The organism is Bacillus paralicheniformis, assembly GCF_002993925.1.
In the GTDB taxonomy this organism is placed as follows: domain Bacteria; phylum Bacillota; class Bacilli; order Bacillales; family Bacillaceae; genus Bacillus; species Bacillus paralicheniformis.
Map to the genome: position 1 here is coordinate 391,598 of NZ_CP023665.1, position 25,403 is coordinate 417,000.

Annotated in this window: 24 protein-coding genes; 19 read left to right on the forward strand and 5 right to left on the reverse strand. The window is 46.5% G+C overall.

The window, feature by feature from the left end; all coding sequences use genetic code 11:
• Positions 1–19: 19 nt before the first annotated feature.
• Both CP943_RS02155 and CP943_RS02160 read right to left on the reverse strand, forming a co-directional pair.
• Entirely contained in the window at positions 20–508 is a 489-nt protein-coding gene (locus CP943_RS02155) for a DUF4188 domain-containing protein (protein WP_023857802.1), read from the reverse strand.
• Entirely contained in the window at positions 501–1,064 is a 564-nt protein-coding gene (locus CP943_RS02160; protein WP_026580493.1) for a PadR family transcriptional regulator, read from the reverse strand. The genes CP943_RS02155 and CP943_RS02160 overlap by 8 nt, the downstream gene beginning before the upstream one ends.
• A 315-nt stretch (positions 1,065–1,379) precedes the next feature.
• Here CP943_RS02160 and CP943_RS02165 point away from each other — a divergent pair, with 315 nt between their 5' ends.
• From CP943_RS02165 to CP943_RS02205, 9 genes are all read left to right on the forward strand, one after another.
• A complete protein-coding gene (locus tag CP943_RS02165) occupies positions 1,380–1,982 on the forward strand; it encodes a TerD family protein (RefSeq protein WP_020450063.1) in 603 nt (200 codons plus the stop codon).
• A gap of 27 nt (positions 1,983–2,009) precedes the next feature.
• On the forward strand, positions 2,010–2,591 hold the full coding sequence (locus CP943_RS02170) for a TerD family protein (RefSeq protein WP_020450064.1): 582 nt from the start codon (positions 2,010–2,012) through the stop codon (positions 2,589–2,591).
• Between the two features lie 79 nt (positions 2,592–2,670).
• Complete coding sequence (locus CP943_RS02175) at positions 2,671–3,249, forward strand: TerD family protein (RefSeq protein WP_020450065.1); 579 nt, start codon at positions 2,671–2,673, stop codon at positions 3,247–3,249.
• A 65-nt stretch (positions 3,250–3,314) separates the two neighbouring features.
• Positions 3,315–4,088, forward strand: coding sequence for a TerC family protein (locus CP943_RS02180; protein ID WP_020450066.1), 774 nt, complete (start codon positions 3,315–3,317; stop codon positions 4,086–4,088).
• Positions 4,089–4,180: 92 nt separating this feature from the next.
• Complete coding sequence (locus tag CP943_RS02185) at positions 4,181–5,362, forward strand: HpcH/HpaI aldolase/citrate lyase family protein (protein WP_020450067.1); 1,182 nt, start codon at positions 4,181–4,183, stop codon at positions 5,360–5,362.
• A 149-nt stretch (positions 5,363–5,511) separates the two neighbouring features.
• Complete coding sequence (locus CP943_RS02190) at positions 5,512–5,733, forward strand: helix-turn-helix domain-containing protein (RefSeq protein ID WP_003178729.1); 222 nt, start codon at positions 5,512–5,514, stop codon at positions 5,731–5,733.
• Positions 5,734–5,738: 5 nt separating this feature from the next.
• Positions 5,739–7,343: a YceG family protein gene (locus CP943_RS02195; protein WP_039073168.1), complete on the forward strand. Its 1,605-nt coding sequence runs from the start codon at positions 5,739–5,741 to the stop codon at positions 7,341–7,343.
• Between the two features lie 16 nt (positions 7,344–7,359).
• Positions 7,360–8,454 carry a toxic anion resistance protein gene (locus CP943_RS02200; protein ID WP_020450069.1) on the forward strand — a complete coding sequence of 365 codons (1,095 nt, stop codon included), beginning with the start codon at positions 7,360–7,362 and terminating at the stop codon, positions 8,452–8,454.
• 150 nt (positions 8,455–8,604) lie between these two features.
• Complete coding sequence (locus CP943_RS02205) at positions 8,605–9,306, forward strand: cytochrome c biogenesis CcdA family protein (protein ID WP_105980690.1); 702 nt, start codon at positions 8,605–8,607, stop codon at positions 9,304–9,306.
• Positions 9,307–9,629: 323 nt separating this feature from the next.
• Here the strand turns inward: CP943_RS02205 and CP943_RS02215 are convergent, their stop codons facing one another.
• Positions 9,630–10,835: a nitrate/nitrite transporter gene (locus tag CP943_RS02215; RefSeq protein ID WP_026580496.1), complete on the reverse strand. Its 1,206-nt coding sequence runs from the start codon at positions 10,833–10,835 to the stop codon at positions 9,630–9,632.
• 450 nt (positions 10,836–11,285) lie between these two features.
• Between CP943_RS02215 and CP943_RS02220 the strand changes: the two genes are divergently transcribed.
• From CP943_RS02220 to CP943_RS02230, 3 genes are all read left to right on the forward strand, one after another.
• Positions 11,286–12,245, forward strand: coding sequence for an L-lactate dehydrogenase (locus CP943_RS02220; protein WP_048350469.1), 960 nt, complete (start codon positions 11,286–11,288; stop codon positions 12,243–12,245).
• Positions 12,246–12,294: 49 nt separating this feature from the next.
• Entirely contained in the window at positions 12,295–13,917 is a 1,623-nt protein-coding gene (locus CP943_RS02225) for an L-lactate permease (RefSeq protein ID WP_025810793.1), read from the forward strand.
• Positions 13,918–14,026: 109 nt separating this feature from the next.
• The gene (locus CP943_RS02230) at positions 14,027–14,665 is read left to right on the forward strand and encodes a LysE family translocator (protein ID WP_023855684.1); all 639 of its coding nucleotides are present in this window, start codon (positions 14,027–14,029) and stop codon (positions 14,663–14,665) included.
• Here CP943_RS02230 and CP943_RS02235 read toward each other — a convergent pair whose 3' ends face one another.
• Positions 14,666–16,000 (reverse strand): amino acid permease, encoded by a 1,335-nt coding sequence (locus CP943_RS02235; RefSeq protein ID WP_105980691.1) that lies wholly within the window; start codon positions 15,998–16,000, stop codon positions 14,666–14,668.
• 176 nt (positions 16,001–16,176) lie between these two features.
• Between CP943_RS02235 and nadE the strand changes: the two genes are divergently transcribed.
• The 7 genes from nadE to CP943_RS02275 all read left to right on the forward strand — a co-directional run bounded on the left by nadE (position 16,177) and on the right by CP943_RS02275 (position 24,517).
• Positions 16,177–16,995 carry an NAD(+) synthase gene (nadE, locus tag CP943_RS02240; protein WP_020450077.1) on the forward strand — a complete coding sequence of 273 codons (819 nt, stop codon included), beginning with the start codon at positions 16,177–16,179 and terminating at the stop codon, positions 16,993–16,995.
• Positions 16,996–17,116: 121 nt separating this feature from the next.
• Positions 17,117–17,644 (forward strand): shikimate kinase, encoded by a 528-nt coding sequence (locus CP943_RS02245; protein WP_059230719.1) that lies wholly within the window; start codon positions 17,117–17,119, stop codon positions 17,642–17,644.
• A gap of 261 nt (positions 17,645–17,905) precedes the next feature.
• Positions 17,906–18,676 carry a nucleotidyltransferase domain-containing protein gene (locus tag CP943_RS02250; protein ID WP_026580500.1) on the forward strand — a complete coding sequence of 257 codons (771 nt, stop codon included), beginning with the start codon at positions 17,906–17,908 and terminating at the stop codon, positions 18,674–18,676.
• Positions 18,677–19,046: 370 nt separating this feature from the next.
• Positions 19,047–19,958: a proline dehydrogenase family protein gene (locus CP943_RS02260; protein WP_171866290.1), complete on the forward strand. Its 912-nt coding sequence runs from the start codon at positions 19,047–19,049 to the stop codon at positions 19,956–19,958.
• A gap of 23 nt (positions 19,959–19,981) precedes the next feature.
• Positions 19,982–21,532, forward strand: a complete 1,551-nt coding sequence (pruA, locus tag CP943_RS02265) for an L-glutamate gamma-semialdehyde dehydrogenase (protein ID WP_059230714.1) — start codon at positions 19,982–19,984, stop codon at positions 21,530–21,532.
• Between the two features lie 163 nt (positions 21,533–21,695).
• Entirely contained in the window at positions 21,696–23,111 is a 1,416-nt protein-coding gene (putP, locus tag CP943_RS02270) for a sodium/proline symporter PutP (RefSeq protein WP_234026571.1), read from the forward strand.
• 161 nt (positions 23,112–23,272) lie between these two features.
• Positions 23,273–24,517: a PucR family transcriptional regulator gene (locus tag CP943_RS02275; protein ID WP_043054043.1), complete on the forward strand. Its 1,245-nt coding sequence runs from the start codon at positions 23,273–23,275 to the stop codon at positions 24,515–24,517.
• Between the two features lie 37 nt (positions 24,518–24,554).
• On the opposite strand, the gene CP943_RS02280 is transcribed toward CP943_RS02275, so the two are convergent.
• Positions 24,555–25,400 carry a TIGR03943 family putative permease subunit gene (locus CP943_RS02280; RefSeq protein WP_023855678.1) on the reverse strand — a complete coding sequence of 282 codons (846 nt, stop codon included), beginning with the start codon at positions 25,398–25,400 and terminating at the stop codon, positions 24,555–24,557.
• Positions 25,401–25,403: the final 3 nt, after the last annotated feature.

Genomic DNA, 25,403 nt, shown 5'->3' on the forward strand with positions numbered 1-25,403 from the left:
CGATAAGGCTCCTTTCTGCTTATTTCCCCGCTATATCTGATCCCCGCATTCGCTGCTCAGCGGTTTTGATTCTGCTGGTGACAGGTTGATGTCCGTACGCTTTTGCCAAGCCGAACAACGGCATGTTATGGTAAAAAGCCTCATAGCGCCCTTTTGGAACTGTATACGTTTCATGATAGATGCCAACGGCTCCTGATGCGGCAGTTTTCTGATAAAAACGGCGCCAAGCCGCCATATGTTTATCAGCCTTTGCATATGCTGTCAAATCTTCGAAAGAACGCCAATATTGAATGAGAAAAATCGTCCTGAAATTGATGGATGATTCCGTTGCCAGAAAGCCGAGGTCTTTGTTTTGATGAAGCTCTTTTATCATAGGGGCCATAGCGGTAAAAACCGGCCACCATTTATGAACAGCATGCCACTTGTTTATTCTCATCCCGATCACAAATACAACGACTTCATCTTCAGGGGCGGCAGTAAAAGGCTTGTTGATGATCGTTTTACCCATTGGTCCCTTCCTTTCCATTCAGCCGGTTGATTGTGGCTTCACACCATTCAATTCCGGCCGAGGTGGTGCGTTTTCCATAATCCAAAGTGAAAAGCCAGTACTCTCTGTCCTTTGAATGGGAGCTGCATGAAAGAATTGACTGCTCGATTGCTTGATATGCCTCAAGCCGTTCTTCAAGCTTTCGTTGGTACTCCTTGACTTTCAAAGCGGTTTTCTCCCGCTCTTCTTCCTTGCTGAAAAACAGCTTCAGCAAAAATTCGTTTTTTTCTGAGGCGATGCCATTGATCGGTTCTTCAAGCCAGCTATGCAGTGCTTTTTGACCTTCATCGGTAATCAGGTACTCTTTTCTGTCCGGCTTTTTGTCCGAGAGCGTCGGAGATGCAGCGACCCAGCCTGCTTCTGTTAATTGGCGTAGCGCGGGATAAATTTGGCCGTAGCTGATTTTCCAAAAATGATTCAAACTTTGGTCGATCATTCGTTTCATTTCGTAACCCGTCCGGTAGCCGGCCGTAATCAATCCAAGGAGAGCGTAAGTCGTGTGATTTCTTTTTGTCATACATACCGCCTTCTGTATCTTTTTGATATATATCTTTTAGATATACTATACCAAACATGATGACTTCGTGCAATCGCTACTATTGTCGTCTCTCTTTTGGCCAGGATGAAAAGATGAAAAAAAAATATCGAAAAACCGCGAAACTTTCCCCTGAATCTTTCCGTATATATAGTTAAGCAGGTTAAATAATGATTCATTGGTCTTGTAGTTGTGAAGATATGAATCACGCTGGCGTGATAATTGGATCTATCAAACTCTTATTCTCATCCAGCACTGTGATCTTGAAAGTCATGATTCAACGGAGGAGTGAACAGTTTGGCTATTTCTTTAGAGAAAGGTCAGCGGATTGATTTAACAAAAGGGAAAGCGGGGCTTTCGAAGATTTTGGTCGGTCTCGGCTGGGACCCGGTAGCATCCGGAAGCGGCGGTTTTTTTGGAAAGCTGTTTGGAGGAGGAGCCCCGAATATTGACTGTGACGCATCCGTGCTGATGCTGGAAAACGGAAGAGTCACAGAGAACAAGAACGTCATTTATTTCGGAAACTTGAAGAGCAGATGCGGCAGCATCGAACATACCGGAGATAATCTGACAGGGGAAGGCAGCGGAGATGATGAACAAATCATCGTAGATTTGCAAAAAGTTCCTTCGCATATTCATAAGCTTGTCTTTGTCGTGAATATATACGATTGCGTGAAACGAAGCCAGCATTTCGGAATGATTGAAAATGCCTTCATACGCATCGTCAATATGAACGATCGCGTGGAGATGGTCAAATACAATCTGCGGGACGATTATTCTGGACGGACAAGCCTGATCGCGGGCGAGATTTACCGTGACGGCGCCGAGTGGAAATTCACCGCTGTCGGAGAAGGCACAAACGATACGAGCATTACGGAAATCGTCAAACGCTACGCCTGACATTCATAAAAGAAATGGGGAGATAACATGGCAATTTCATTAGCGAAAGGACAAAAGATCGATTTAACAAAAACAAATCCCGGATTGTCGAAAGTCGTCGTGGGCCTTGGCTGGGACGTCAATCAATATGACGGCGGCGCTGATTTTGACCTGGATGCGAGCGTGTTTCTGCTCAATGCAGAAGGCAAATGCGCTTCTGAAAAGGACTTTATTTTCTATAATCAGACCGAAGGCGCAGGCGGAGCTGTCATACATACAGGCGATAATCGAACAGGTGAAGGCGAAGGAGACGATGAGCAGGTAAAAATCAATTTGAATGCAGTGCCTGCCGACATTCAAAAGATTTCTTTTGTGATTACGATTCATGAAGCGGAAGCGCGCCGCCAAAACTTTGGACAGGTGTCAAATGCTTATGTTCGCGTGATCAATGAAGACTCGAATGAAGAGTTAATCCGCTATGATCTGGGTGAAGATTTCTCGATTGAAACAGCGCTGATCACGGGAGAGCTGTACCGTCACGGAGAAGAATGGAAATTCTCAGCGATCGGCTCAGGCTATCAAGGCGGACTGGCGAGGATCGCCACCGATTTCGGCCTGCAGGTCGGCTGATTTTGACGATCCGGACAGCAGTCGCCGCCCTGGCGTCCGTTTGTCCGGTCCCTGACATTTCTTAAAGGAGGTCCTATCGATGGCGATTCAATTATCTAAAGGGCAAAGGATCGATTTAACGAAAACGAACCCCGGTTTGACGAAAGCGCTGATCGGTTTAGGCTGGGATACAAACAAATATACTGGCGGCGCCGATTTTGATTTGGATGCGTCGGCTTTTCTTGTCGATCAGAACGATCGTTGCATCAATGAACGCGACTTCGTCTTTTACAACAACCTCGAGCATCCGAGCGGCGCCGTGATTCATACGGGTGACAACCGGACAGGAGAAGGTGAAGGCGATGACGAGCAAATCATCGTCGATTTCTCAAAAATACCCGACCATGTTGAAAAGATCGGCATCACGGTGACGATTCACGAGGCGGAAAGCCGCAGCCAAAACTTTGGACAAGTCTCAAATGCGTTTGTCCGGCTCGTTGATGAATCAACAAATGAGGAGCTGCTTCGCTTTGACTTGGGAGAGGATTTTTCGATTGAGACAGCGGTTGTTGTTTGCGAATTGTACCGTCACGGAGCCGATTGGAAATTCAATGCGATCGGCAGCGGATTTTCCGGCGGATTGGCATCGCTTTGCCGCAACTACGGCCTGCAAGTCTAGTTTTGCCGGCTGAATCACGTTTGCGTGGTTCAGTCTTGCTTTTTCATCATTAGGAGGTAACCAAAGTGGATTTATTTCATCATATTATGTCAGTTTACGCCTCATTTTTCGATTGGGAAATGTGGGTGGAAGTATTAACGGACCCCGTTTCCTGGGGGCTGATCGGCTCGCTGGTCGTGCTGGAAGGGCTTTTATCGGCGGATAACGCTCTCGTTCTCGCCGTCATGGTAAAGCACCTACCGGAAAAACAGCGCAAAAAAGCGTTGACGTACGGTTTAATCGGAGCCTACTTCTTTAGGTTTCTATTCATTGGACTTGGTATGATCCTGATTAAATTCTGGTGGATCAAACTGCTCGGAGCCGCATATCTGGCATGGCTCGTCATCAAGCACTTCTTCATCGGTGAGGGCGATGATGAATCAAACGCCATCAAAAAAGACAGCTGGATGGTACGCGTTTTCGGGGTCTTCTGGGCGACTGTCATTTCGGTAGAACTCATGGACCTCGCATTTTCGGTGGACAGCATCCTGGCGGCATTTGCCGTATCTGAAAAGGTATGGGTGCTTCTGATCGGCGGCATGCTCGGCATCTTAATGATGAGAACCGTTGCGAAATTCTTCCTGACGCTGATTGACAAAGTGCCTGAACTTGAAGCAACGGCCTTTGTTTTAATCGGGATCATCGCACTGAAAATGGCTGCGAGTGTATGGCATATTGAAATGCCGCACAGCGTCTTCTTTATCATTCTGATTATCGCTTTTGCCGTGACATTCATCATTCACTATATGAACAAGCAAAAAGCTGTGAAAGAGCAAACGGCGGCGTCAAAGGAAGAATAACAAACTGCAAAACATAAAGGGGGGAGTATATCTGCTCCGCCCTTTTTTACATCAAAGGGGTGTATGATTCTTATTCAAAGAAGGTGACCCATATGCAATACTTTGATTTTTTATCCGCCTCTCAAAAAGAAGATGTCTTTTTCAAACTGCCGGGTTCGGTTACTAAAGACTCTCCGAAGCACATTCTGGAGCATGCGCTTGGAGCTGCGCTTTATGTTCCGGGGAACCGAAAAGATATAGCAGATGTCATGATCAATAACAAGTATCCTGAGCTGTGCTCGGTCGTTTTTTGCCTTGAAGATTCGATCGGCGATTGTGAGGTTCTCCAGGCTGAAAACAATCTTGTCAGTCAGGCCGACATGATTTACCAGGCGCAAAAACTGCAGAACATCAGCGGCGATGTGCTGCCGCTGATGTTTATCCGGGTGCGGGAACCTGAGCAAATGCTCGAATTGGGCAACAAGCTCGGCCGCGCGCTTCACTTGTTTACCGGATTCGTATTTCCGAAGTTTTCGATGCTGAATGCGGAGCACTATCTTGATACTTTAACGAAATTGTCGCAAGAATCCGGCATTGTGCTGTACGGAATGCCGATCTTTGAGACACCCGACCTGCTGGCAATGGAAACGAGGGCAAAGGCGCTTCAAGAATTAAAATCAACGCTGGGCTTTTATCAAGATATCGTTCTGAATATTAGGATCGGCGCGACTGATTTGTGCGGTCTGTATGGGATAAGAAGAAAACCGGAAACGCCGATTTATGACGTTTTGGTCATCTCTGATTTCATCAAAGATATCGTCAATTATTTCGGCTTGCAATTTGTGATTTCGGGGCCTGTCTGGGAGTACTTTGAAGATGCTTCGCGAACAGTTCAGACTTTTGGGCCGAATTGGGCTGATGCGGGGGAATCTTCGCTTGTGATCAATCGGTATATAGACGGATTGATCAATGAAACGCTTCTTGATCTGGCCAACGGCATTCACGGCAAGAGCGTGATTCATCCGTCACAAATAAAAGCGGTCCAAAGCCTGCACGTTATCTCAATGGAAGATTATCTGGATGCCCTGAGCATCGTCGAAAGTGCCGACGGCACCCGAGGCGTTGTGAAAAGCTCTTTTTCAAATAAAATGATCGAAATCAAGCCGTACCTCAGCTGGGCCAAAAAAATATTATTAAAGGCTGAAATCTACGGTGTATATCATGAAAACCGCAGCTATACAGACATACTTAGAGCGTCCAAACCGCTTTCAAATCTTGGATCGTTCGGAAGTTAGGCCGGGCCGGGTGTTGAGAAATGGGCAAAGCGCCTTTGCTGTATAAATGCCGCACCATCACTCCGGTCTCAAAAATAAGAGCCGCAGACGGCATCATATATTGTGAATATTCTCAGGAGAAAACAAATGAATGTTTAGGATGAACAGCAATGATGAAAATAGTCGATCTCACGAGCAGCGAGATTCTCAGTTCCCAGCAGGCTTGTGAAGAGTGGGGGATTGATTCGTCTACGCTCCGAAAGAGAGCGCATGATTTTCCTGCAGGAACAATCCGAAAGTTCGGGACAACCTATGCCGTAACAAGAGCGGGCATGTGTGCCGTATTTGGACGGAAAAGTGACACTGACTCAGAAGAAAGGGGAGACGGCTGAGCGCTATGAATCAAGAGATTAATATTCAAAACGCCCTGGTCAATGATGATGAATGGAAGCAGATCATCAAGAAGCCGCTGCCGGAGAGAACCCCGTATGAAAAAAACGGACATCTGATGATAAGCCGTCTGGCGGGACGGATTCTCGGAACGCCGCACGATGAAACGGATTACTACATATATCTCCATGAGCTGTATGAGTCCGGTGATGTGCATGTGTTAAGCGAGACGCTTGATAAGACCATTTCTCCGGAAAGGTTTCAGGCCATACAGCGCATCCATATGGTCAATCAGAAAGAAAAAGGGCTTTCCGTCAATCGGTTTGCCGCTTTTCTCGACGGGGAGCAGCTCATTCCTAAGCACCCTGACGCCGCGATGCACCGCCATTTAAGGAAGGCGCTTATCGAAGTGCTGCAGATGTTTCAGTCCTTTCATGAAAAAGGATTGAACGATCCGGAGTTTCGCCGGGTCCTCCTCGACCTTGTCAAATGGATGGGCAATCATTTGGAGAAGTGGCTGAAAGAAGCCGACTGCGAAAATGCGATGCCGAAAGTGGTTTGGTATGGGGACACCACAAAGAGCCAACGGTATTTTTTATACTATTTGATGCTTGTCGGATGTGATGTGCTGCTGTTTCATCCGGAGGGAAAAGACGAATTTCGCCAGCTTGATCCTGAGCAAAAGCTTTCTTTTGTTTTCACATACCCGGGCACGTCTGCATTAGAGCCGTTCCCGACTGAAAAGCCTCAGCGAAAATCAACGGTGGCGTACCGTTCCGCGAAGGAGCTGGATACTGTTCTGCACAATGAGGATTCGCTCATGTACAAACCTTGGCAGTTCAGGGAGCATACCCCGGTCTCCGTGACTTTGAAGACCACATATGATGAACTGTTTTTAATTGCGAAGGAACGCGCCTTTATCAGACCCGATTTTCAAGCGTCTCAATCAACGGTCAACATTCCGAACTTATTCGCGATGGTCATGGGCGTCTCCGGCAATGAAAAAGAGTACTGGGACCGTCTGCAGACGCTGACGGAGTATAAGGAGTCGCATACGATCCGGCGCTTCCCGTTTACAAAGGAAGAGACGTCCAATTATCAATTCCATTACAGCCATGCGCTTGATCAAACGGGGACGATCGATCCGGGCCGATTAATGGAGAGCAATATATGGCGCTACAAGCATTTGCCTGAGGGAGTGCAGCGCGGCATTGCCCAAGCGGTTTCCAGGCTGTGCAAAAGCCCGAAGATGCTGGCCTTGAACAATGAAAAATCAGCCGATGTGCAGCTGTATTTGTTCACCCAGGCGGTACAGCTTCCGGCAGCGCTTTTGAATATGATTCAGACATTTGACTATTCACAGACAGTGCCGAAGCTGATCTTGTACCACACTGAACAGACGGGAACACTCACCCGTTCAGACGCGGCCGCCTTGCTTTTGTTAAATGAAATCGGCATCGATATCATCATCTATAATCCGCCGGGCTATAAGTGTATTGACCGCTATATCGATGGACAGCATTTCGATACCCATTGGCTTGATGACATGTCCTTCAACCAGGAATTTAAAGAGCCGTCAATCGTCCGGAAGTTCATCAATAAAATCTTTTAAGGAGGGAGCCACTCTGATGGCAAATCCAAATGAAACAAGCATCGTCAATATCAGCAAAGAGGAAGAGATCACGATTGAAAAAGCGGAAGACATCCGTGCCAAACTCCGCCGGGAGCCCGATGTGCAAGCTCTGACACGGCAAATTGACGTAAAAAACCAAGTGGAGCTTTTAGAATTCGGAAAAGAGCCCGCTCTTGAAATATCCAAGTTCTCAGACCGTATTCTCTCTATGATGAGAACAAACAGTGTGACAGATTCAGGTGCGATGTTGACGCAGCTCGGTAAAATCATGGACCGCTTTGACAAGAATGACTTTGAAGAACAGAAAGGCCTGCTTTCCAAGTTATTTAAGCGCGGCAACAGCATGATCGAGAAAATATTTAAAAAATATCAAACGCTCGGCGGTGAAATCGAAAAAATCAACGTCGAAATTTCGAAATATAAAGATGAAATGACAAAATCGACCGTGACGCTTGATGAAATGTATGAAAGCAACCTCAATTACTATGTGGAGCTGGAGAAATACGTCGTAGCCGGCCAGATGAAAATAGAAGAATTGCAGCAGCTCATCCCTGAATATGAAGCGAAAGCGGCCAGCGGTAACCAAATGGCACAGATGGAGCTTGATACGCTTCGAAATGGTATTCAAGCGCTGGAAGAACGGGTGTATGACCTCGATATGGCGCGGATGGTTGCGATTCAAACCGCGCCGCAAATCCGTCTGCTCCAGCGCGGAAACACAAAGCTGATCGGAAAAATCAACTCGGCATTCATCATTACGATTCCGATTTTCAAAAACGGCATCATCCAGGCGGTGACCGCCAAGCGCCAAAAGCTTGTCGCCGATTCAATGAGCGAACTCGACCGCCGCACCAACGAAATGCTGAAGCGAAACGCGGAAAATATTTCGAGCCAGTCCGTTGAAATCGCGAGAATGTCCGGAAGGCCGAGCATCGATATTGAAACGATCGAACAGTCTTGGAATACGATTGTCAAAGGCATGCAGGAGACGAAGCAGATTGAAGATGAGAACAAACGCCTGCGCGAAGAAGGGGCAAAACGCATATTGGAACTTCAGGACAATATGAAAAAAGCCGCTTTAAACGGTTAAAAAGATAGTGAAGAAGCCGTCCGCCGGATGATCTGGCGACGGCTTCAAATATACAAAAAATCACCGCCATGATAGGCGGTTTTTTATGTTATGCTAGAGAAAGAGAATCACATGGTAAAAAATATATAAACATGAAGGGGATGGAAGTATATGGCCGCTTTATGGCTGGCATTCGGCGGCGGTTTCCTGTCGTTTATTTCTCCGTGCTGCCTGCCTTTGTATCCATCATTTATTTCCTACATCACCGGGATTTCGGTCAGCGATTTGAAAGACCGAGATGCAAAGCGCATCAAACAATCGGTGATGATTCACGCGGCTGCTTTTTTGGCCGGCTTTTCTGTAATTTTTTACATATTGGGTTTCTCCGCCAGCTCGTTTGGCCTGCTGTTTTTGCAATACCATAACTTGATCCGCATGCTGGGTGGAATATTTGTCGTCGTCATGGGCCTGTTCCTCCTCGGCGTTTTCCGGCCGGCTTTCATGATGAAGGAGCGGCGCCTTTCGTTTAGAAGAGGGAAAATAGGCTTGTTGAATTCAATGCTTGTCGGAATGGTTTTTGCGGCGGGCTGGACGCCGTGCATCGGGCCTATATTCGGAACGATCGCATATGCAAATTTTCAGAACCCTGATTTTGGGAGCGCATTCATGATGATCACCGCATATTCTCTAGGTTTTGCCATTCCTTTTTTGCTCATGGCGTTTTTTATCGGAAACATCAGGCCGCTTATGAAATATTCGAATATGCTCATGAAAATCGGCGGCGCGCTGATGATCGTCATCGGCATCCTGCTTTATACGGACAACATGATATGGATGAATATCTGGTATTCGAATTTGACGAATCTCTTTTGAAAAGCTTCCCGCGCCGCATTATGCGAGTAAGATTGTGAAAAACAGCAAAATCGCGGAGGATATCATGTGCTTGTTTGATCACTCATTTAAGGGACATGAGGATTTAGCAAATCGATTTTGGAAGGTTCGCAAATCTGAAGAGCCAAACGGGCTTTATCCGCTCGATAGCGGGATGCTGGAATTCGCGAAAAAAGTGCTTGAATCTTCATTTCAACAATCGGGAGGATCAGGGGGATATACGCTGCTTCTATTCACACGAGCATCCAATCGTCACGGTCCTGGCAGGAATAGAAAACCGCCCGAAAAGAATCGAGCGGCTCCCTTTATATTCGAATTGATTTCTCCTCGGTTTTCCACTGTTTTTTCCATCCGGCCTGAGCAAGCAAAAGCAGTCCGAGTGCCAAAAATGCGATAACGGTAAAGGTGAGGAATCCGCTTGAATACGTACCCGTGATTTGCTTCAGCGTTCCGAGAATATTCGGGAGGAAGAATCCGCCGATTCCCCCCGCAGCGCCCACGACTCCCGTCACCATCCCGATCTCTTGCTGAAATCGCTGCGGTACAAGCTGGAATATCGCGCCGTTCCCCATCCCGAGGCAGCCCATGCCGATAAATAATACGGCTGTGACAACGCCAAGAGACGGGAGCATACTGACTGAGAACATGCACAGAGCCACCCCGATAAAGAGGAATTGCAGCAGACGCACGCCGCCGATTTTATCGGCAATCAACCCGCCGACAGGGCGGAGGCAGCTTCCCGATGCAACGACGAGCGTGACAAATTCGCCGGCCCTTACCGCCGGAACGGCATACTGGGATGCAAAAAAGTAGCTTAAAAAGTTGGACAAGCCGACAAAACCTCCGAATGTTACGCTGTAGAGAAGGCAAAAATACCAAGTGTCCCTTTCTTTGAAAACAGCAAAATAGTCTTTGAGCGGTTTAGGCGCCGGCTGATTCGGAGGTTCTTTTGCCATAAGGAAATAGCTGAATAACACGAGTATCAGAGGAATCAGCGCCAATCCCATGACGCCGTTCCAGCCCACTTGCTCCGCCAGGCGAGGGCCGAATAGTGTAGCGAGCAGTGTTCCGCTGTTTCCCGCTCCGGCGATCCCCATGGCAAGGCCTTGCAAGTGCGGCGGATACCAGCGGCTCGCCATCGGAAGGGATGCGGAAAAGCTTGCGCCTGCCACACCGAGTAAAATTCCGATGATATACAGCTCGGCGACCGATGAACCGAACTGCCACCCCCATATCAGCGGAATCATCGTCAGCAGCATTCCGCCAATAGCCGTTTTTTTCGGTCCGAAACGGTCGGTTAAAATGCCGAGCACAATCCGGAAAAACGATCCGGCCAAAGTAGGTATGGCGACAATCAATCCGACCTGTGATGGAGATAAATCAAAATCAGCCGTCATATAAACACCAAGCGCCCCCAGCAACACCCAAATCATAAAGCTGACATCGAAATATAAAAAAGATGACAACAAGGAAGGTGCGTGTCCGCTCTTCCTCAAATCCGCCAATTTCAATTGCAACACTCCCCATCCGATAGATTCTAGAATTTATCATGACAAAATAGAATAGGGTTGGCAGTATTTTTGTCAGCTTTACTAACAAACTAAAAGATTGAATATTTAAAATGTTAATTTGGACGGCATTATACCCGGCGATGATTGAATGTTGCTGAAGATTTGAGGTGTTATGACTGTTGAAAAGGGGAAACTTAGATTGGAATGGGCCTGATGCACTTGCAGATAAAGCAGTCTTTTGCAGCACGTTTACCAATTTTTCTTTAGCTGTAAGGCATATTTTTACCAAAAAATGTACAAATTTAAGGAAGAAGTATGTAGAGACACAAAATAGACATAAATAAAAATGTATATCACTTGAAAAAGTATGTGAAGTATTGCACAATATGAATGTGAAGAGTTTCACAAACAGCTTAGATTTTAAAACAAACGGCAAAGGAATGATGAGTCATGAGAAACCAAAAAGTCAACCGTACAGTTTTGATCGGTGCGGGTTTTGTTGGAAGCAGTTATGCATTTACGTTAATTAACCAAGGTATCACAGACGAACTTGTGATCATTGATTTAAATAAAGACAAAGCAATGGGCGATGTCATGGATTTAAACCACGGTAAAGCATTTGCCCCGCATCCTGTGAAAACATGGTACGGCACATATGAGGACTGCAAAGACGCCGACATTGTCTGCGTATGCGCCGGAGCAAACCAAAAGCCGGGTGAAACCCGTCTGGATCTTGTCGAAAAAAACCTGAGAATTTTCAAAGGAATTATCGGAGAAGTCATGGCCAGCGGTTTTGACGGCATCTTCCTTGTCGCTACAAACCCGGTCGACATCTTGACTTACGCGACTTGGAAATTCAGCGGACTTCCGAAAGAACGCGTGATCGGAAGCGGTACAACACTTGATACAGCCCGTTTCCGTTACTTGCTCAGCGAGTATTTCGGTGTCGCTGCCCACAATGCCCACGGCTACATCATTGGTGAACATGGAGATACGGAGCTGCCTGTCTGGAGCCACGCGAATATCGGCGGAGTTCCCGTCAGCGACTTGCTGAAAAGAAATGAGAAATACAAAGCAGAAGATCTTGATGAACTGTTTGACAATGTTAAAAACGCCGCTTACCACATTATCGAGAAAAAAGGTGCGACATACTACGGAGTTGCCATGAGCCTCGCGCGTATTACGAAAGCGATTTACCGCAATGAAGAAGCGATTTTAACCGTGAGCGCACATCTTGAAGGCGAATTTGGGGAAAATGATGTTTATATCGGAGTTCCGGCGGTTGTCGGCCGATGCGGAGCGAGGGAAATTATTGAGCTCGACCTGAATGAAAAGGAAAAACAGCAATTCAAGCATAGCGCAGGTGTGTTAAAAGCAATTTTAAAACCGCATTTTGAACTGCAGGCATAACTGAACATCATGAAGATACTAACATCATGAAGATTGCGAGATGATGAAAATGTGGCAGCAGATATACGATCCGTTTGGGAATCTGTTTATCAGCGCTTTTGCCGCCATTCTGCCGATTCTTTTCTTTCTCCTTGCATTGACCGTGCTGAAGATGAAAGGAATCATCGCGTCATTTTTGACGCTGGCGGTCAGCTTTATTGTAGCGGTTTTCTTTTTTCACATGCCGGCTGCGAAAGCTGTCTCAGCCGTTTTACTTGGAATTGCAAACGGTCTTTGGCCGATCGGATATATTGTCCTGATGGCTGTATGGCTTTACAAAATTTCTGTCAAAACCGGAAAGTTTAAAGTGATCAGAGCGAGCATTGCCGGGATTTCGTCTGACCAGCGGCTTCAGTTATTGCTGATCGGGTTCAGTTTTAACGCCTTTTTGGAAGGCGCGGCAGGCTTCGGCGTGCCGATTGCGATCAGCGCCGTTCTTCTTGTCGAGCTTGGTTTTAAACCTTTAAAAGCGGCATCTCTATGTTTAATTGCGAATGCGGCATCCGGCGCCTTTGGAGCGATCGGAATTCCGGTAATCACAGGAGCACAGATGGGAGGCTTGACACCGGTTGAGCTTTCCAGAACGCTCGCTTTGATGCTGCCGTTCATCACTTTCTTTGTCCCGTTCCTGCTCGTTTTCATACTGGACGGGTTTAAAGGAATAAGGGAAACGCTGCCGGCTCTCCTTGTATTAAGCGGAAGCTATACGGCGGTGCAGACTTTAACGATGATTGGATTGGGGCCGGAACTTGCGGACATTTTGGCCGCTTTAATCAGTATGGGAGCGCTGGCGCTGTTTTTGAAAAAGTGGCAGCCGCGTCACATATACAGAGAAACCGGGAATGAACATGAACCCGCTGAAAAATATCATGCAGCAGACATTATGAAAGCCTGGTCTCCGTTTTATATCTTGACCGCCGTCATTGCGGTGTGGAGCCTGCCCGGTTTTAAAGGACTTTTTCAGGAAGGCGGATGGCTGAAACAATCGACGATTTTATTCAACATGCCTTTTCTTCACCGGGAAGTGCTGAAAACGCCGCCAATCGCTCCGGAACCGGCACCGCTTGATGCCGTGATGAAGCTTGACTTCATTTCAGCAACGGGTACGGCGATACTGATCGCCGTGATCTTCACGATTGTGCTGAGCCGAAACATCAGTTTCCGCGGAGGACTTTCCAGCCTGAAAGAGACGGTCAAGGAACTGTGGCTTCCTGTTCTGACCATTTGCTTTGTGATGGGTTTTGCAAACCTGGCCAATTATGCCGGATTGAGTTCAACCATTGGACTGGCGCTTGCCAAAGCAGGGGATATTTTTCCGTTCGTCAGTCCCGTATTGGGCTGGATCGGCGTGTTTATCACAGGTTCAGTCGTCAGCAACAATGCATTATTCGGCCACCTGCAAGCTGTCACCGGAGCGCAAATCGGGACAAGCTCAGCGTTGCTGCTTGCCGCCAATACCGCGGGAGGCGTGATGGCCAAGCTGATCTCACCGCAGTCGATTGCGATTGCAACAGCCGCGGTCCAAGAGACAGGGCAGGAATCAAAGCTTTTCAGCCAAACCGTTAAATATAGCTTGATCCTGCTTTTCATCATTTGCATTTGGACATTTGCACTTTCAAAGCTTGGCATATAAAGAAGAGCCTTTTCCCGCAATGGGAAAAGGCTTTTTAATCTGTTTGTTCTATCATCTCCTCTTTTTGAATACATTGTACAAGTTATCCGCGGAAGGAGGACGAGATATGATAAACATCTTCCTGAGTTATGTGTTTTTGGGCTTGTCTTTGGCCGCACCTGTCGGCCCTGTGAATGCGGCGCAGATCGACAGGGGGATGAAAGGTGGCTTCTTTCATGCCTGGCTGTTTGGTCTTGGCGCTGTGACGGCGGATGTCTTATATATGGCTTTAATCTACTTTGGAGTCGCTCAATTTTTGACAGCGCCATTCTTAAAAACGTTTTTATGGCTGTTTGGTTTTTTTGTTTTGACCTATACGGGGATCGAGAGCCTGGTCAAGGCGAAGGAAGTATCGCTGATGAGAGGTGCGGGAGAGAAAGGTTCATACCGCAAATCTTTCTTGTCTGGGCTGGTGATCTCCCTTTCAAACCCGCTGAGCATCATGTTCTGGCTCGGCATTTACGGAAGCATTTTGGCGAAAACGGTAGAAACGTACGAATCATACCAGCTGCTAATATGCAGTTCAGGCATTTTAATCGGACTTTTTTTGTGGGACTTGGCCATGTCTTTTCTTGCGGGGACATTCAGAACATTTTTAAGCCCGCGGATGATCCAAGCAACGACTTGGCTCGCGGGCATCAGTCTAATTGTTTTCGGATGTTACTTCGGCTATCAGGGGATGCTCGAACTGCTGAAGGCGGGAGGCTGATTATGTCTGCCCGTTTTTCTGTTCCTGATGGGCCCACCTTTTTTTCATCAGCATTGTCACAACAGCAATAACGGCAAGAAACAGAAGGCTCACAAAAAAGCCGGGTCTGCTGTTTTTTTCAAATAACGTACCTGAAACGGCAAATAAAACCAGGACAAGCGCTGTGATAATCTGGACATTCCCTTTCATTTTTGGCTTTGTGAGCTTTTTGCTGGAAAGCAGGATAAACATCCAGTTATAGAGCAGCATTAAGCTGGCGGCCGTTGTCATATGTTCATAAAGCTGCTTCGGCAAAAGCAGTGACAGAACGATGGAAGCAGCGAGAACGAGCACCGTCAGGCCGAGTGCCGGCCACGATACTTTCGCCTTTTCTTTTTTCGCAAAGCAGGCCGGTGCATCTCCATTTTTCGCCATTGTTCCCATCAGTGTGGTGACAGCGAACAGGGAAGCAGTCAGCGTTGAAAAACCGGCGATAATGAAAATGCCATTGAAAATATCCATGATCAAATCGAGATGAAAGTCTTTTAATGACGTAATAAACGGGCTGTTCTGTTCGGTAAATGCCCCGTGGGGGACTAGGAGCATGGCCAGCCCGATCGATGCGACGTAAATCACAGCAAGGGTTATGAGCATCAGGCTCCCTGATTTTGATGAATCTTTCGGGTCTTTTAAGTGAATCGCCATCAGACCCATGACTTCTATTCCTCCATAGGCGTAAAATGTGTAAATCAACCCCGTCCATAATCCCATAAAGCCGAAAGGGAACAACTCGTGAACCCGGTCAGGGAACTGCGCGTCAGGCGTTTTTCCTGGTAACAGCCCGCACAATGCCAAGACAGCGATGATGATAAACATTAAAATGGCCGCCGTTTTCAACACGGCCAGTATGTTTTCCGTTTTTTCAAAACTGCTGCGCCCTGTGAAAATGACGATCAGCCCGAGAACCGCATAAATGGAGGCGAACACCCACAGCGGAACCTGGTTAAACCAATGGCGTGTAAACAGGGAGATCGCCGTCAACTGACTCCCGATAATCAGCATTTCCGATGACCAGTAGACCCAGCCATTGCTAAACCCCGCCCAATTGCCGAAGGCCTCCCTGGCATAAGAACAAAAAGACCCTTCAACAGGATGATCCGCCGTTAATTTCGCCAGCTGCTGAAAGACGAGAAAAGTGCCAAGGGCAGCAAGAAGAAAGGCGGCTAATACGGAAAAGCCGCTTTTCTTAATCGCGATGCTTGAACCGAGAAAAAACCCCGTTCCAATTGTGCAGCCGACTCCGATCATGGAGAGCTGCCACCATTTTAAATCTCCTTTTTTCGCTTGTCGTTTCATCGTTTCAACCCCTCTAAATCTTCTTGTTATTTTGCCAGGGGGCGCCTTTTTTATTCACGAAGAAAAGAGGGAGGAAAGGCTCTCTGCGCACCTCAATATTCACTTTGAAATAAAACATATGCTATAGTTAAAGACATAATCATTACGGTTCATTCAGTCAAAAGGAGGAATGACGGATGACTTTACAAGAAAAAATCATGCAGGAACTGAATGTAAAGCCTTCTATCGAACCGAAACAGGAAATTGAAAAAAGGGTCGGTTTTTTAAAAAGCTATTTGAAAAAAACGGGTGCCAAAGGTTTTGTTTTAGGCATCAGCGGAGGACAGGACTCCACATTGGCGGGCAGGCTTGCCCAGCTGGCTGTTGAAGAATTGAGAGAAGAAGGCGTTCAGGCGGAATTTATTGCGGTCCGCTTGCCTTACGGCGTTCAGCAGGATGAAGATGACGCCCAGCTGGCACTCAAATTTATCCAGCCGGACAAGTCTTTTGCTTTTGACATTGCTTCAACTGTAGGCTCTTTTGCTGATCAATATCAGTCAGTCACGGGAGAGGCGCTTGCCGATTTTCACAAAGGCAATGTAAAAGCAAGAGTCCGGATGATTGCCCAATATGCGATCGGGGGTCAAAATCAGCTGCTGGTGATCGGAACAGACCATGCTGCAGAAGCTGTTACCGGATTCTTCACAAAATACGGAGACGGAGGCGCAGACCTTTTGCCGCTAACAGGATTGACAAAGCGCCAGGGCAGAAGCCTGCTGGAAGAACTGGGAGCGCCGGAGCGGCTTTATACGAAGTCTCCGACCGCCGATTTGCTTGATGAAAAACCTCAGCAATCCGATGAAACAGAGCTCGGCCTGACGTATGATAACATCGACGACTACCTTGAAGGAAAAGCCGTCTCCAGCGAGGTGGCCGAGGCGATCGAAAAACGCTATAAGGCATCCGAGCACAAACGCCAAGTCCCTGCTTCAATGTTTGACGACTGGTGGAAATAGCAAAAAAGAGGCTGACTTCAGCCTCTTTTTTTATTAACAGGCACCCTATATCATTCAAGCTGGATTTGCCATATAATTAAGATATTTGATTCCTTTATGCAAGGAGGAGTAGAAGCTGGAAATGAATGCCGCAATGAGAGATAAGAATATCGTGCTGATCGGGTTTATGGGCGTCGGGAAAACAACCATCGGTCAGCTTCTGTCAAAGAAATTAGACCGCGACTTTATCGATATCGACCAGCAGATTGAAAATGACTTTCAAATGACTATTCCGGAGATGTTTAAACAAAAAGGGGAAGCGTTTTTCAGACAGACTGAAAAAGACTATATTTTTCAGATGTGCGAACATACAATGGGCAGCATCGTATCTTTAGGGGGAGGCGCTTTCCAACAGGAGGACATCAGAAAGAAGTGTCTCGAACACTGCTTTGTCATCTTTCTTGATTTAACATGGGAGAGTTGGAAGCAGCGGATGGATCTCTTGATTGAGAACAGGCCGGTTCTTCATAACCGCTCAATCGAAGAAATGAAACAGCTGTTTAATGAGAGAAAGAGCATGTATGCATTCCACAACTTGAAAGTCGAAACAGATCACCGGTCTGCCGAGGAAACGGCCGACTACATTGTGGAGATGCTGGGGCTTAGCTGATCTTAAACAAACGTTTAATTAAGCTGCTTCTATCGCTGTGTCAATATATTGAGCCAATGATTTGTCTGATCATTGGCTCTTTCGGTCTTGTTTGACCGTTTGGCGTCCCGCCGCCATAAAAACGGGCAGGCCGAAGATACACGGCGGCCACTTCTCTGGATAAGATCTTTTCTGGCTCTGCGACCGCAAAAAAGTCGCTTAATGCCTGAGCAGACACTATAATGTAAATAATAGAAACGATAAACTGGCGGTGCACTTATTATGAAACAGCGAATTCAAGAAGAACTGAAAAACATTGAAGCGACATACGGTGTTAAAATCCTCTATGCGGTTGAATCGGGCAGCAGAGCCTGGGGCTTTCCCTCACAGGACAGTGATTACGATGTCAGATTTATTTATGTCCATCAAAAAGACTGGTATCTGTCAATTGATGCAAAGCGCGATGTGATTGAACTGCCGATTGACGATTCTCTCGATATCAGCGGTTGGGAGCTGACAAAAGCGTTAAGACTGTTTAGGAAATCAAACCCTCCGCTTCTCGAATGGCTTTCCTCGGGAACGGTTTATTATGAAGCCTATTCGCTGGCGGAAAACATGAGGCGGCTGAAAAGCCGCGCCTTTTCTCCAGTCTCCTGCATGTACCATTATCTCAATATGGCATCAGGGAATTTCCGCCACTATCTGCAGCGGGAAGAAGTGAAAATCAAAAAATATTTTTATGTGCTCCGCCCAATTCTGGCTTGTCAGTGGATTGAAAGCCGCCGGACGGTTCCTCCGATTGAATTTCAGGTTTTGCTTGACGAACTTACGGAAGATGGACCGCTGAAAACGGAAATCCAACAGCTGCTTGAGAGGAAAAAGAAAGGGGAGGAGTTCAATCTTGAACCTCAAAACCCTATCCTCCACGCATTTATTGATCGTGAATTGGAGCGGCTTCAGACGGTTGCCAAAGCATATAAAACAGATCATGAAGATCTGACGCAGGAGCTTGACCGGCTGTTTAGAGAAACGCTAGACGAGGTGTGGGCATAACATAGTATTCCCTTTAAGTATTCTTAAAGGGTTTTTTCTTTGCATTCATAGGGAAATGGTTGAGTATAACAGAAAGCGTTTTCAAATAAAGCGGCGCGGAACGGCAGAAAGGGCATTCGCAAAAACGGGTTTGCCGAAAACGCATCCTGTTCTTTACCGAAGTTTCTTCCTGATTCTATTGTCGTATACCAACCAAGTTTTAGGAAGAAAGTTTCTGAAAAAATCCCAGCAGATGTAAAACATTGTGGAAAAACCACAAAAATCGTCAGCTTTTTTGTTTTTTCGAAATATTGTGAATCGACCCTTTGCTCTTATAAAATTAAGAATATAAAGAAATATTTCATGAGATGGCGGGGTGTGAGTAATGGAAGTGATAACAAGAGACTTTTTCCTATTCTTATCTAAAAGCAGCATCCTGAATCGCCTGGCGAGAAATTGGGGGAGTTCCGTCGCGACCGGAAAAATTATCGGAGGAAAAGATTTTGAAGCTTCAATTCCGATTATTAAGGGGCTGAACGAACAAGGGTTGACTGTCACAGTTGATCATTTGGGCGAATTTGTAGACAGCAGGGAAGTCGCAAGGGAACGCACGCAGGAATGCATTCGGGCCATTCAGCTGATTGCTCAGGAACAGCTTAATTCACATGTTTCATTAAAGATGACGTCACTGGGGCTCGATATTGACCTTGACCTTGTCAGGGATAATATGACCAGCATTCTGGAATGTGCTGAACAGCACAAAGTGATGGTTACAATCGATATGGAAGATGAAGTACGCTGCCAAAAGACGCTTGACCTCTTTAAGGAGTTCAGGCAGAAATACGAGTATGTCAGCACGGTCCTGCAGGCTTACTTGTACCGGACCGAACAGGATTTGGAGGAGCTTAATCCGTATAATCCGTTTTTCCGTCTTGTGAAGGGAGCTTATAAAGAATCGCCACAAGTGGCGTTTCCTGACAAAAAAGATGTGGATGAGAATTACAAAAAGCTCATTAAAAAGCAGCTGCTGAGCGGCCATTACACAGCCATCGCAACTCATGACGACAAGATGATTGATTACACTAAAGAAATTGCGAAAGAGCATCAAATCGGCAAAGACCGCTTCGAATTTCAAATGCTGTACGGGATGCGCAGCAAAACTCAGGTGGAACTGGTGAAGGAAGGCTACAATATGCGTGTGTATCTTCCTTACGGAGACGACTGGTACGGATACTTTATGAGACGGCTTGCCGAACGGCCTGCCAACATCGCTTTTGCGTTTAAAGGCATGACGAAGAAATAAAACGATAAAAAGGGGAGATTAGCATGACAACACCTTACAAACACGAACCATTTACAAATTTCGGGATCGAAGAAAACCGGAAGGCATTCGAAAAAGCTCTGGAAACGGTAAATAACGAATGGCTGGGTCAGTCCTATCCTCTTGTTATCGATGGAGAAAGGTATGAAACGGAAGACAAGATTGTATCGATCAATCCTGCAAACAAAGAAGAAGTTGTAGGCACGGTATCCAAGGCTACTCAGGATCATGCGGAAAAGGCCATTCAGGCGGCTGCGAAAGCGTTTGAAACTTGGAGATACACAGATCCTGAAGAAAGAGCGGCTGTTTTATTCCGCGCGGCTGCCAATGTGCGCCGCAAAAAGCATGAGTTTTCTGCGCTTCTAGTCAAAGAAGCAGGTAAACCTTGGAATGAAGCGGATGCGGATACGGCAGAAGCGATCGATTTTATGGAATACTATGCGCGGCAAATGATTGAGATTGCGAAAGGAAAGCCGGTTAACAGCCGTGAAGGCGAACGAAATCAATATGTGTACACACCGACTGGTGTAACGGTTGTTATTCCGCCTTGGAACTTCCTCTTCGCGATCATGGCCGGAACGACGGTTGCGCCGATCGTGACAGGAAACACGGTTGTTCTGAAGCCTGCAAGCGCAGCGCCTGTCATTGCTGCCAAGTTCGTTGAAGTGCTTGAAGAAAGCGGACTTCCAAAAGGAGTAGTTAACTTCGTCCCTGGAAGCGGAGCTGAAGTCGGGGATTACCTGGTGGATCATCCGAAAACAAGCATCATTACGTTTACAGGTTCAAGGGAAGTCGGAACGCGCATTTTTGAGCGCGCAGCGAAGGTTCAGCCTGGTCAGACACACTTAAAACAAGTGATTGCTGAAATGGGCGGAAAAGATACGGTCGTCGTTGATGAGGATTGTGACATTGAATTGGCTGCACAATCAATTTTCACATCTGCCTTCGGCTTTGCAGGCCAAAAATGTTCAGCAGGTTCACGGGCTGTCGTGCATGAAAAGGTATATGACGAAGTATTGAAGCGCGTAATCGAAATTACGGAGTCCAAGAAAGTCGGAGAGCCTGACAGCGCGGACGTTTATATGGGACCTGTCATCGACCAGGCATCGTATAATAAAATCATGGACTATATCGAAATCGGAAAAGAAGAAGGCCGCTTAGTCAGCGGAGGAAAAGGCGATGATTCAAAAGGCTACTTCATCGATCCGACGATCTTTGCCGATCTGGATCCGAAAGCCCGGTTAATGCAGGAAGAAATTTTCGGACCTGTTGTTGCTTTCTCAAAAGTCAGCAGCTTTGATGAGGCGCTGGAAGTTGCCAACAACACCGAATACGGCCTGACAGGCGCGGTCATTACTAAAAACCGCGACCATATCAACAGAGCAAAACAAGAATTCCATGTCGGAAATCTGTATTTCAACCGCAACTGTACAGGGGCGATCGTCGGCTACCATCCGTTTGGCGGTTTCAAAATGTCGGGAACTGATTCTAAAGCGGGCGGCCCTGATTATCTTGCGCTTCACATGCAGGCGAAAACGATCAGTGAAACGTTTTAAGGTGTAAGAAAAGGGGTTAAACAGGGGGACGAAGGCAGCCTTTCATAGGCTGCCTTCAAAAAAAGAGAAATTAGTCTAAAAATTTAGATAAACGGCAACTTGGGGGGAGATTCTTATTCAGAACGTACAATTGATCATTTCCATCGTGATTTACATGGTAGGGATGCTTTATATTGGGTATTACGCTTACAAACGGACAGCAAACCTCTCAGACTATATGCTTGGCGGACGGACGCTCGGGCCTGCTGTCACGGCGCTCAGCGCCGGCGCATCAGACATGAGCGGCTGGCTTTTGATGGGGCTGCCGGGCGCCATGTTTGCAACAGGCCTGAGCGGTTCATGGATTGTCATCGGCCTTGTACTCGGTGCATGGGCGAACTGGATTTTTGTGGCGCCGCGCTTGAGGTCATACACCGAGGTAGCAGGCAATTCGATCACCATCCCTGCATTTTTAGAAAACCGCTTTCATGACAAATCAAAGATCCTGCGAATATTTTCCGGAGTCGTCATTATTACCTTTTTTACGTTTTATGTATCATCAGGAATGGTTTCCGGGGGCGTTTTATTTAACAGCATGTTTAATTTGGATTACCATACAGGGCTGTGGCTCATTTCGGGCGTCGTCGTGGCTTACACGCTTTTCGGCGGGTTTTTGGCAGTCAGCTGGACGGACTTTGTCCAAGGTATCATTATGTTTGTCGCGTTAGTTCTTGTTCCGATTGTGACGGTCATTCAGACGGGAGGACCTGGAGAAGCCTTCAGCGAAATCCAGTCGATCGATCCTAACCTCCTCAATATTTTTAAAGGAACGAGTGTCCTTGGCATCATCTCCTTGTTCGCATGGGGCCTCGGCTACTTTGGACAGCCTCACATTATCGTGCGCTTTATGGCGATATCCTCTGTCAAGGAAACGAAGAAAGCGCGCCGGATCGGCATGGGGTGGATGATCTTTTCAAGTGCGGGCGCACTGCTGACCGGATTGCTCGGTATTGCGTATTACTCGAAGAATGGGCTTCACTTGGATGATCCGGAAACGATCTTCATTCAATTGGGGAACATCCTGTTTCACCCTCTGATCACAGGCTTTTTAATCTCGGCGATTTTAGCAGCGGTTATGAGTACAATTTCCTCCCAGCTGCTAGTTACATCAAGTTCTCTAACTGAAGATTTATACAAAACGCTATTTAAACGCTCTGCATCTGACAAAGAACTCGTCTTTTTCGGACGGCTTTCGGTTCTGGCGGTTTCCATTGTCGGACTCTGTCTCGCCTGGACAAAAAACAATACGATTCTCGGTCTTGTCAGCTATGCTTGGGCGGGTTTCGGCGCGTCGTTCGGCCCAGTGATCATCTTAAGTTTGTTTTGGAAGAGGATGACAAAATGGGGGGCGCTTGCCGGAATGGTTGCCGGAGCAGTTACCGTTATCATTTGGGCGGAAGCCGGACTTTCCGATGTTCTTTATGAAATGATTCCGGGCTTTGCCGCCAGCTTGCTGTTTGTGTTTGTCGTCAGTCTATTGACATCAAAACCGGAGCAGCAGGTGCTTGATGAATTCGAGCAATACAAACAAACACTGTAACGATGATGGAGATGGGGAACCATTCTCCGTCTCTCTTTTTATAGGCCTTCTCCCCCCTTCTAACAGGGGATTGATCCCATTTTTTTAAAAGTCGCATATAAGTCTATACAAGAGTGTAAAGGAGAAGTATGATTAAGTTAAAAACGAGTAGGAGAAAGGATATGGAAGAGCTATTAGAACAAGTTGTTTCTCTTTCAAACATTAATGAGATCATTGACTTTATCAGCGGCGAGCTGAAAAAGCCGGTCATACTGGAAAGCGCAGATTTTTTCTTATTAGCTTATAACTCCTATTATATTAACCATTTTGATGCAGCAAACCAGCAAACGATTTTCTCCAAAAAATGTCCGCTGCCGATCTTTGAAAAGTTCGTCGAAGAAGGCATTATTGATCAATTGAAAACGATTCCGACTCCTTTTAGGGTAAAACAGATTGAAGAAATCGGGTTAAACCAGCGGGTTGTCGTCAGCGCCAAGTATAAAGACGAAATTATGGGCTATATCTGGGTGCAGGAGATTGAAGACGACCTGTCTGATGAAGAGCTTGATTTCTTATACAAAGCATCCTTTCATGTCGGGAAGATCATTTATAAGAAAAAACGCCTCAAACAAGAAAAAGAAGAACAGGCGGAAGAGCTTTACAAAAAGGCAATTAACGATCAGTTTCAAACGGAAAAAGAGCTGAAAGCCGCCGCCGATAAGGCGAGCGTTGTCCTGCCGGCCGTGTTTACCGTCATGGTGCTTCAAGTCGTTGACGGGGAGGATGAACTGCTCGAGGATCTGAAGGAAACGATTCGGTCTTATTTAAACCTGAAAGATAATATCAGTCACGTATTGGAGGATCATTCGAATATCGCCATCATTGTCGGCAGTGTGTCGCGCAAGCGTTCCGCGCTGGCTGCGGCCTCAGAACTGATCAACCGTCTGTTGACCCATTTGCGCTCGCAAATGCTGCCTCTTATTTTAATCGGGGTCGGCAATGAGTACAGCAGCCCGCTGTCCCTTGGCAGAAGCTACAGAGAGGCGCTCCAAGTGACGAAAGCAGCGGAAATCACGGGAAGCCAGGAACACATTCCCTATGAATACCAAAAGCTCGGGCTTTTCAGGTATCTTGATCAAATCGCCGCAAAAAACGATCATCTGCAATATTTAAACCCGGACCTTCAGCTGCTGAAAGAAAAAGATAAAGAAAGCCACACCGAATTTTTGAGAACGCTTGAAATTTATCTCGTCAACAACTGCAAGGTCAAGCCATCCGCAGAACAGCTGTTTATCCACCAAAACACGCTCAACTACCGTATCAAACAAATATTGGAAATGACATCGATCGATCTCAATGATTTTAATACTAGATGTCAATTGTTTATCGATTTAATGCTGATGAAGAAAGCAGGCTACAAATCGTAAACAGAAAAAGAAAAGCCGGTGCATGAAGTGCCGGCTTTTAATATGTCCGATAAACGTAAGGATCTTTCGGCTCTTTTATAGGAGACCAATCCTTCACCTTCATCACAGGAATCGTAGATTTGAAAGGCTGATAGTATTCGGAAGACAGCGTTCCTTTTACATGGAGCCACTGATCGTCTTTAATATTCGTATGTTCAGGGAATTCGACCAGCATACCGTAGACTCCCGAGTCGGCGATGCAATGAATGATTCCGAAGCGGAGAACAAACAGCTGTTTATCATTGATCGCTTCCCCTTTAAAGGCAAAACCGTCGAATTCGATCGTTCGGTCAAGGAATTCTCCCGGATATTGATAGATCGTTTCCATGCCCTTCAAAAAATCATCGTCTTTTAATGAAATATGCTGTTTTCCTTTATAATTTTTCAGCGCTTTATTCATCAATTCATCGTACCCTTCCTCGCCGTAGTAGATGCTTGTATCAGGGCGCAGGTACTGGGTTTGGGCATAATGCTCCGGCTGTTCGATCGCTTTGAACGAGAAGCCCTTCGACTTGACGATATTGGAATCAAGCGTCGCTGCCGGCAGAAAAAGTCCGGTGCATAAAGGGAAGATGAACACGAAATAAATGAACATCCTTTTCAGAAAAGGCTTATCTTTTTCATGATCGTGATCATGGCCGCATCCGCAGTCGCGGTCACATCCTTTTTCGTCTGAGCCTTTCATATAAATGTAGAATTGCACCGCTGTCAAAATGGCCAGAAGAAAAATAGCGATGTATGAAAGGTAAGCATATTTCATATTAATATATTTTGTCAGATTGCCGGATGCATGAAGATGAAAAAAGAAAAACGTAAACAACATTAAAATGAATGTGCGAAACATGTT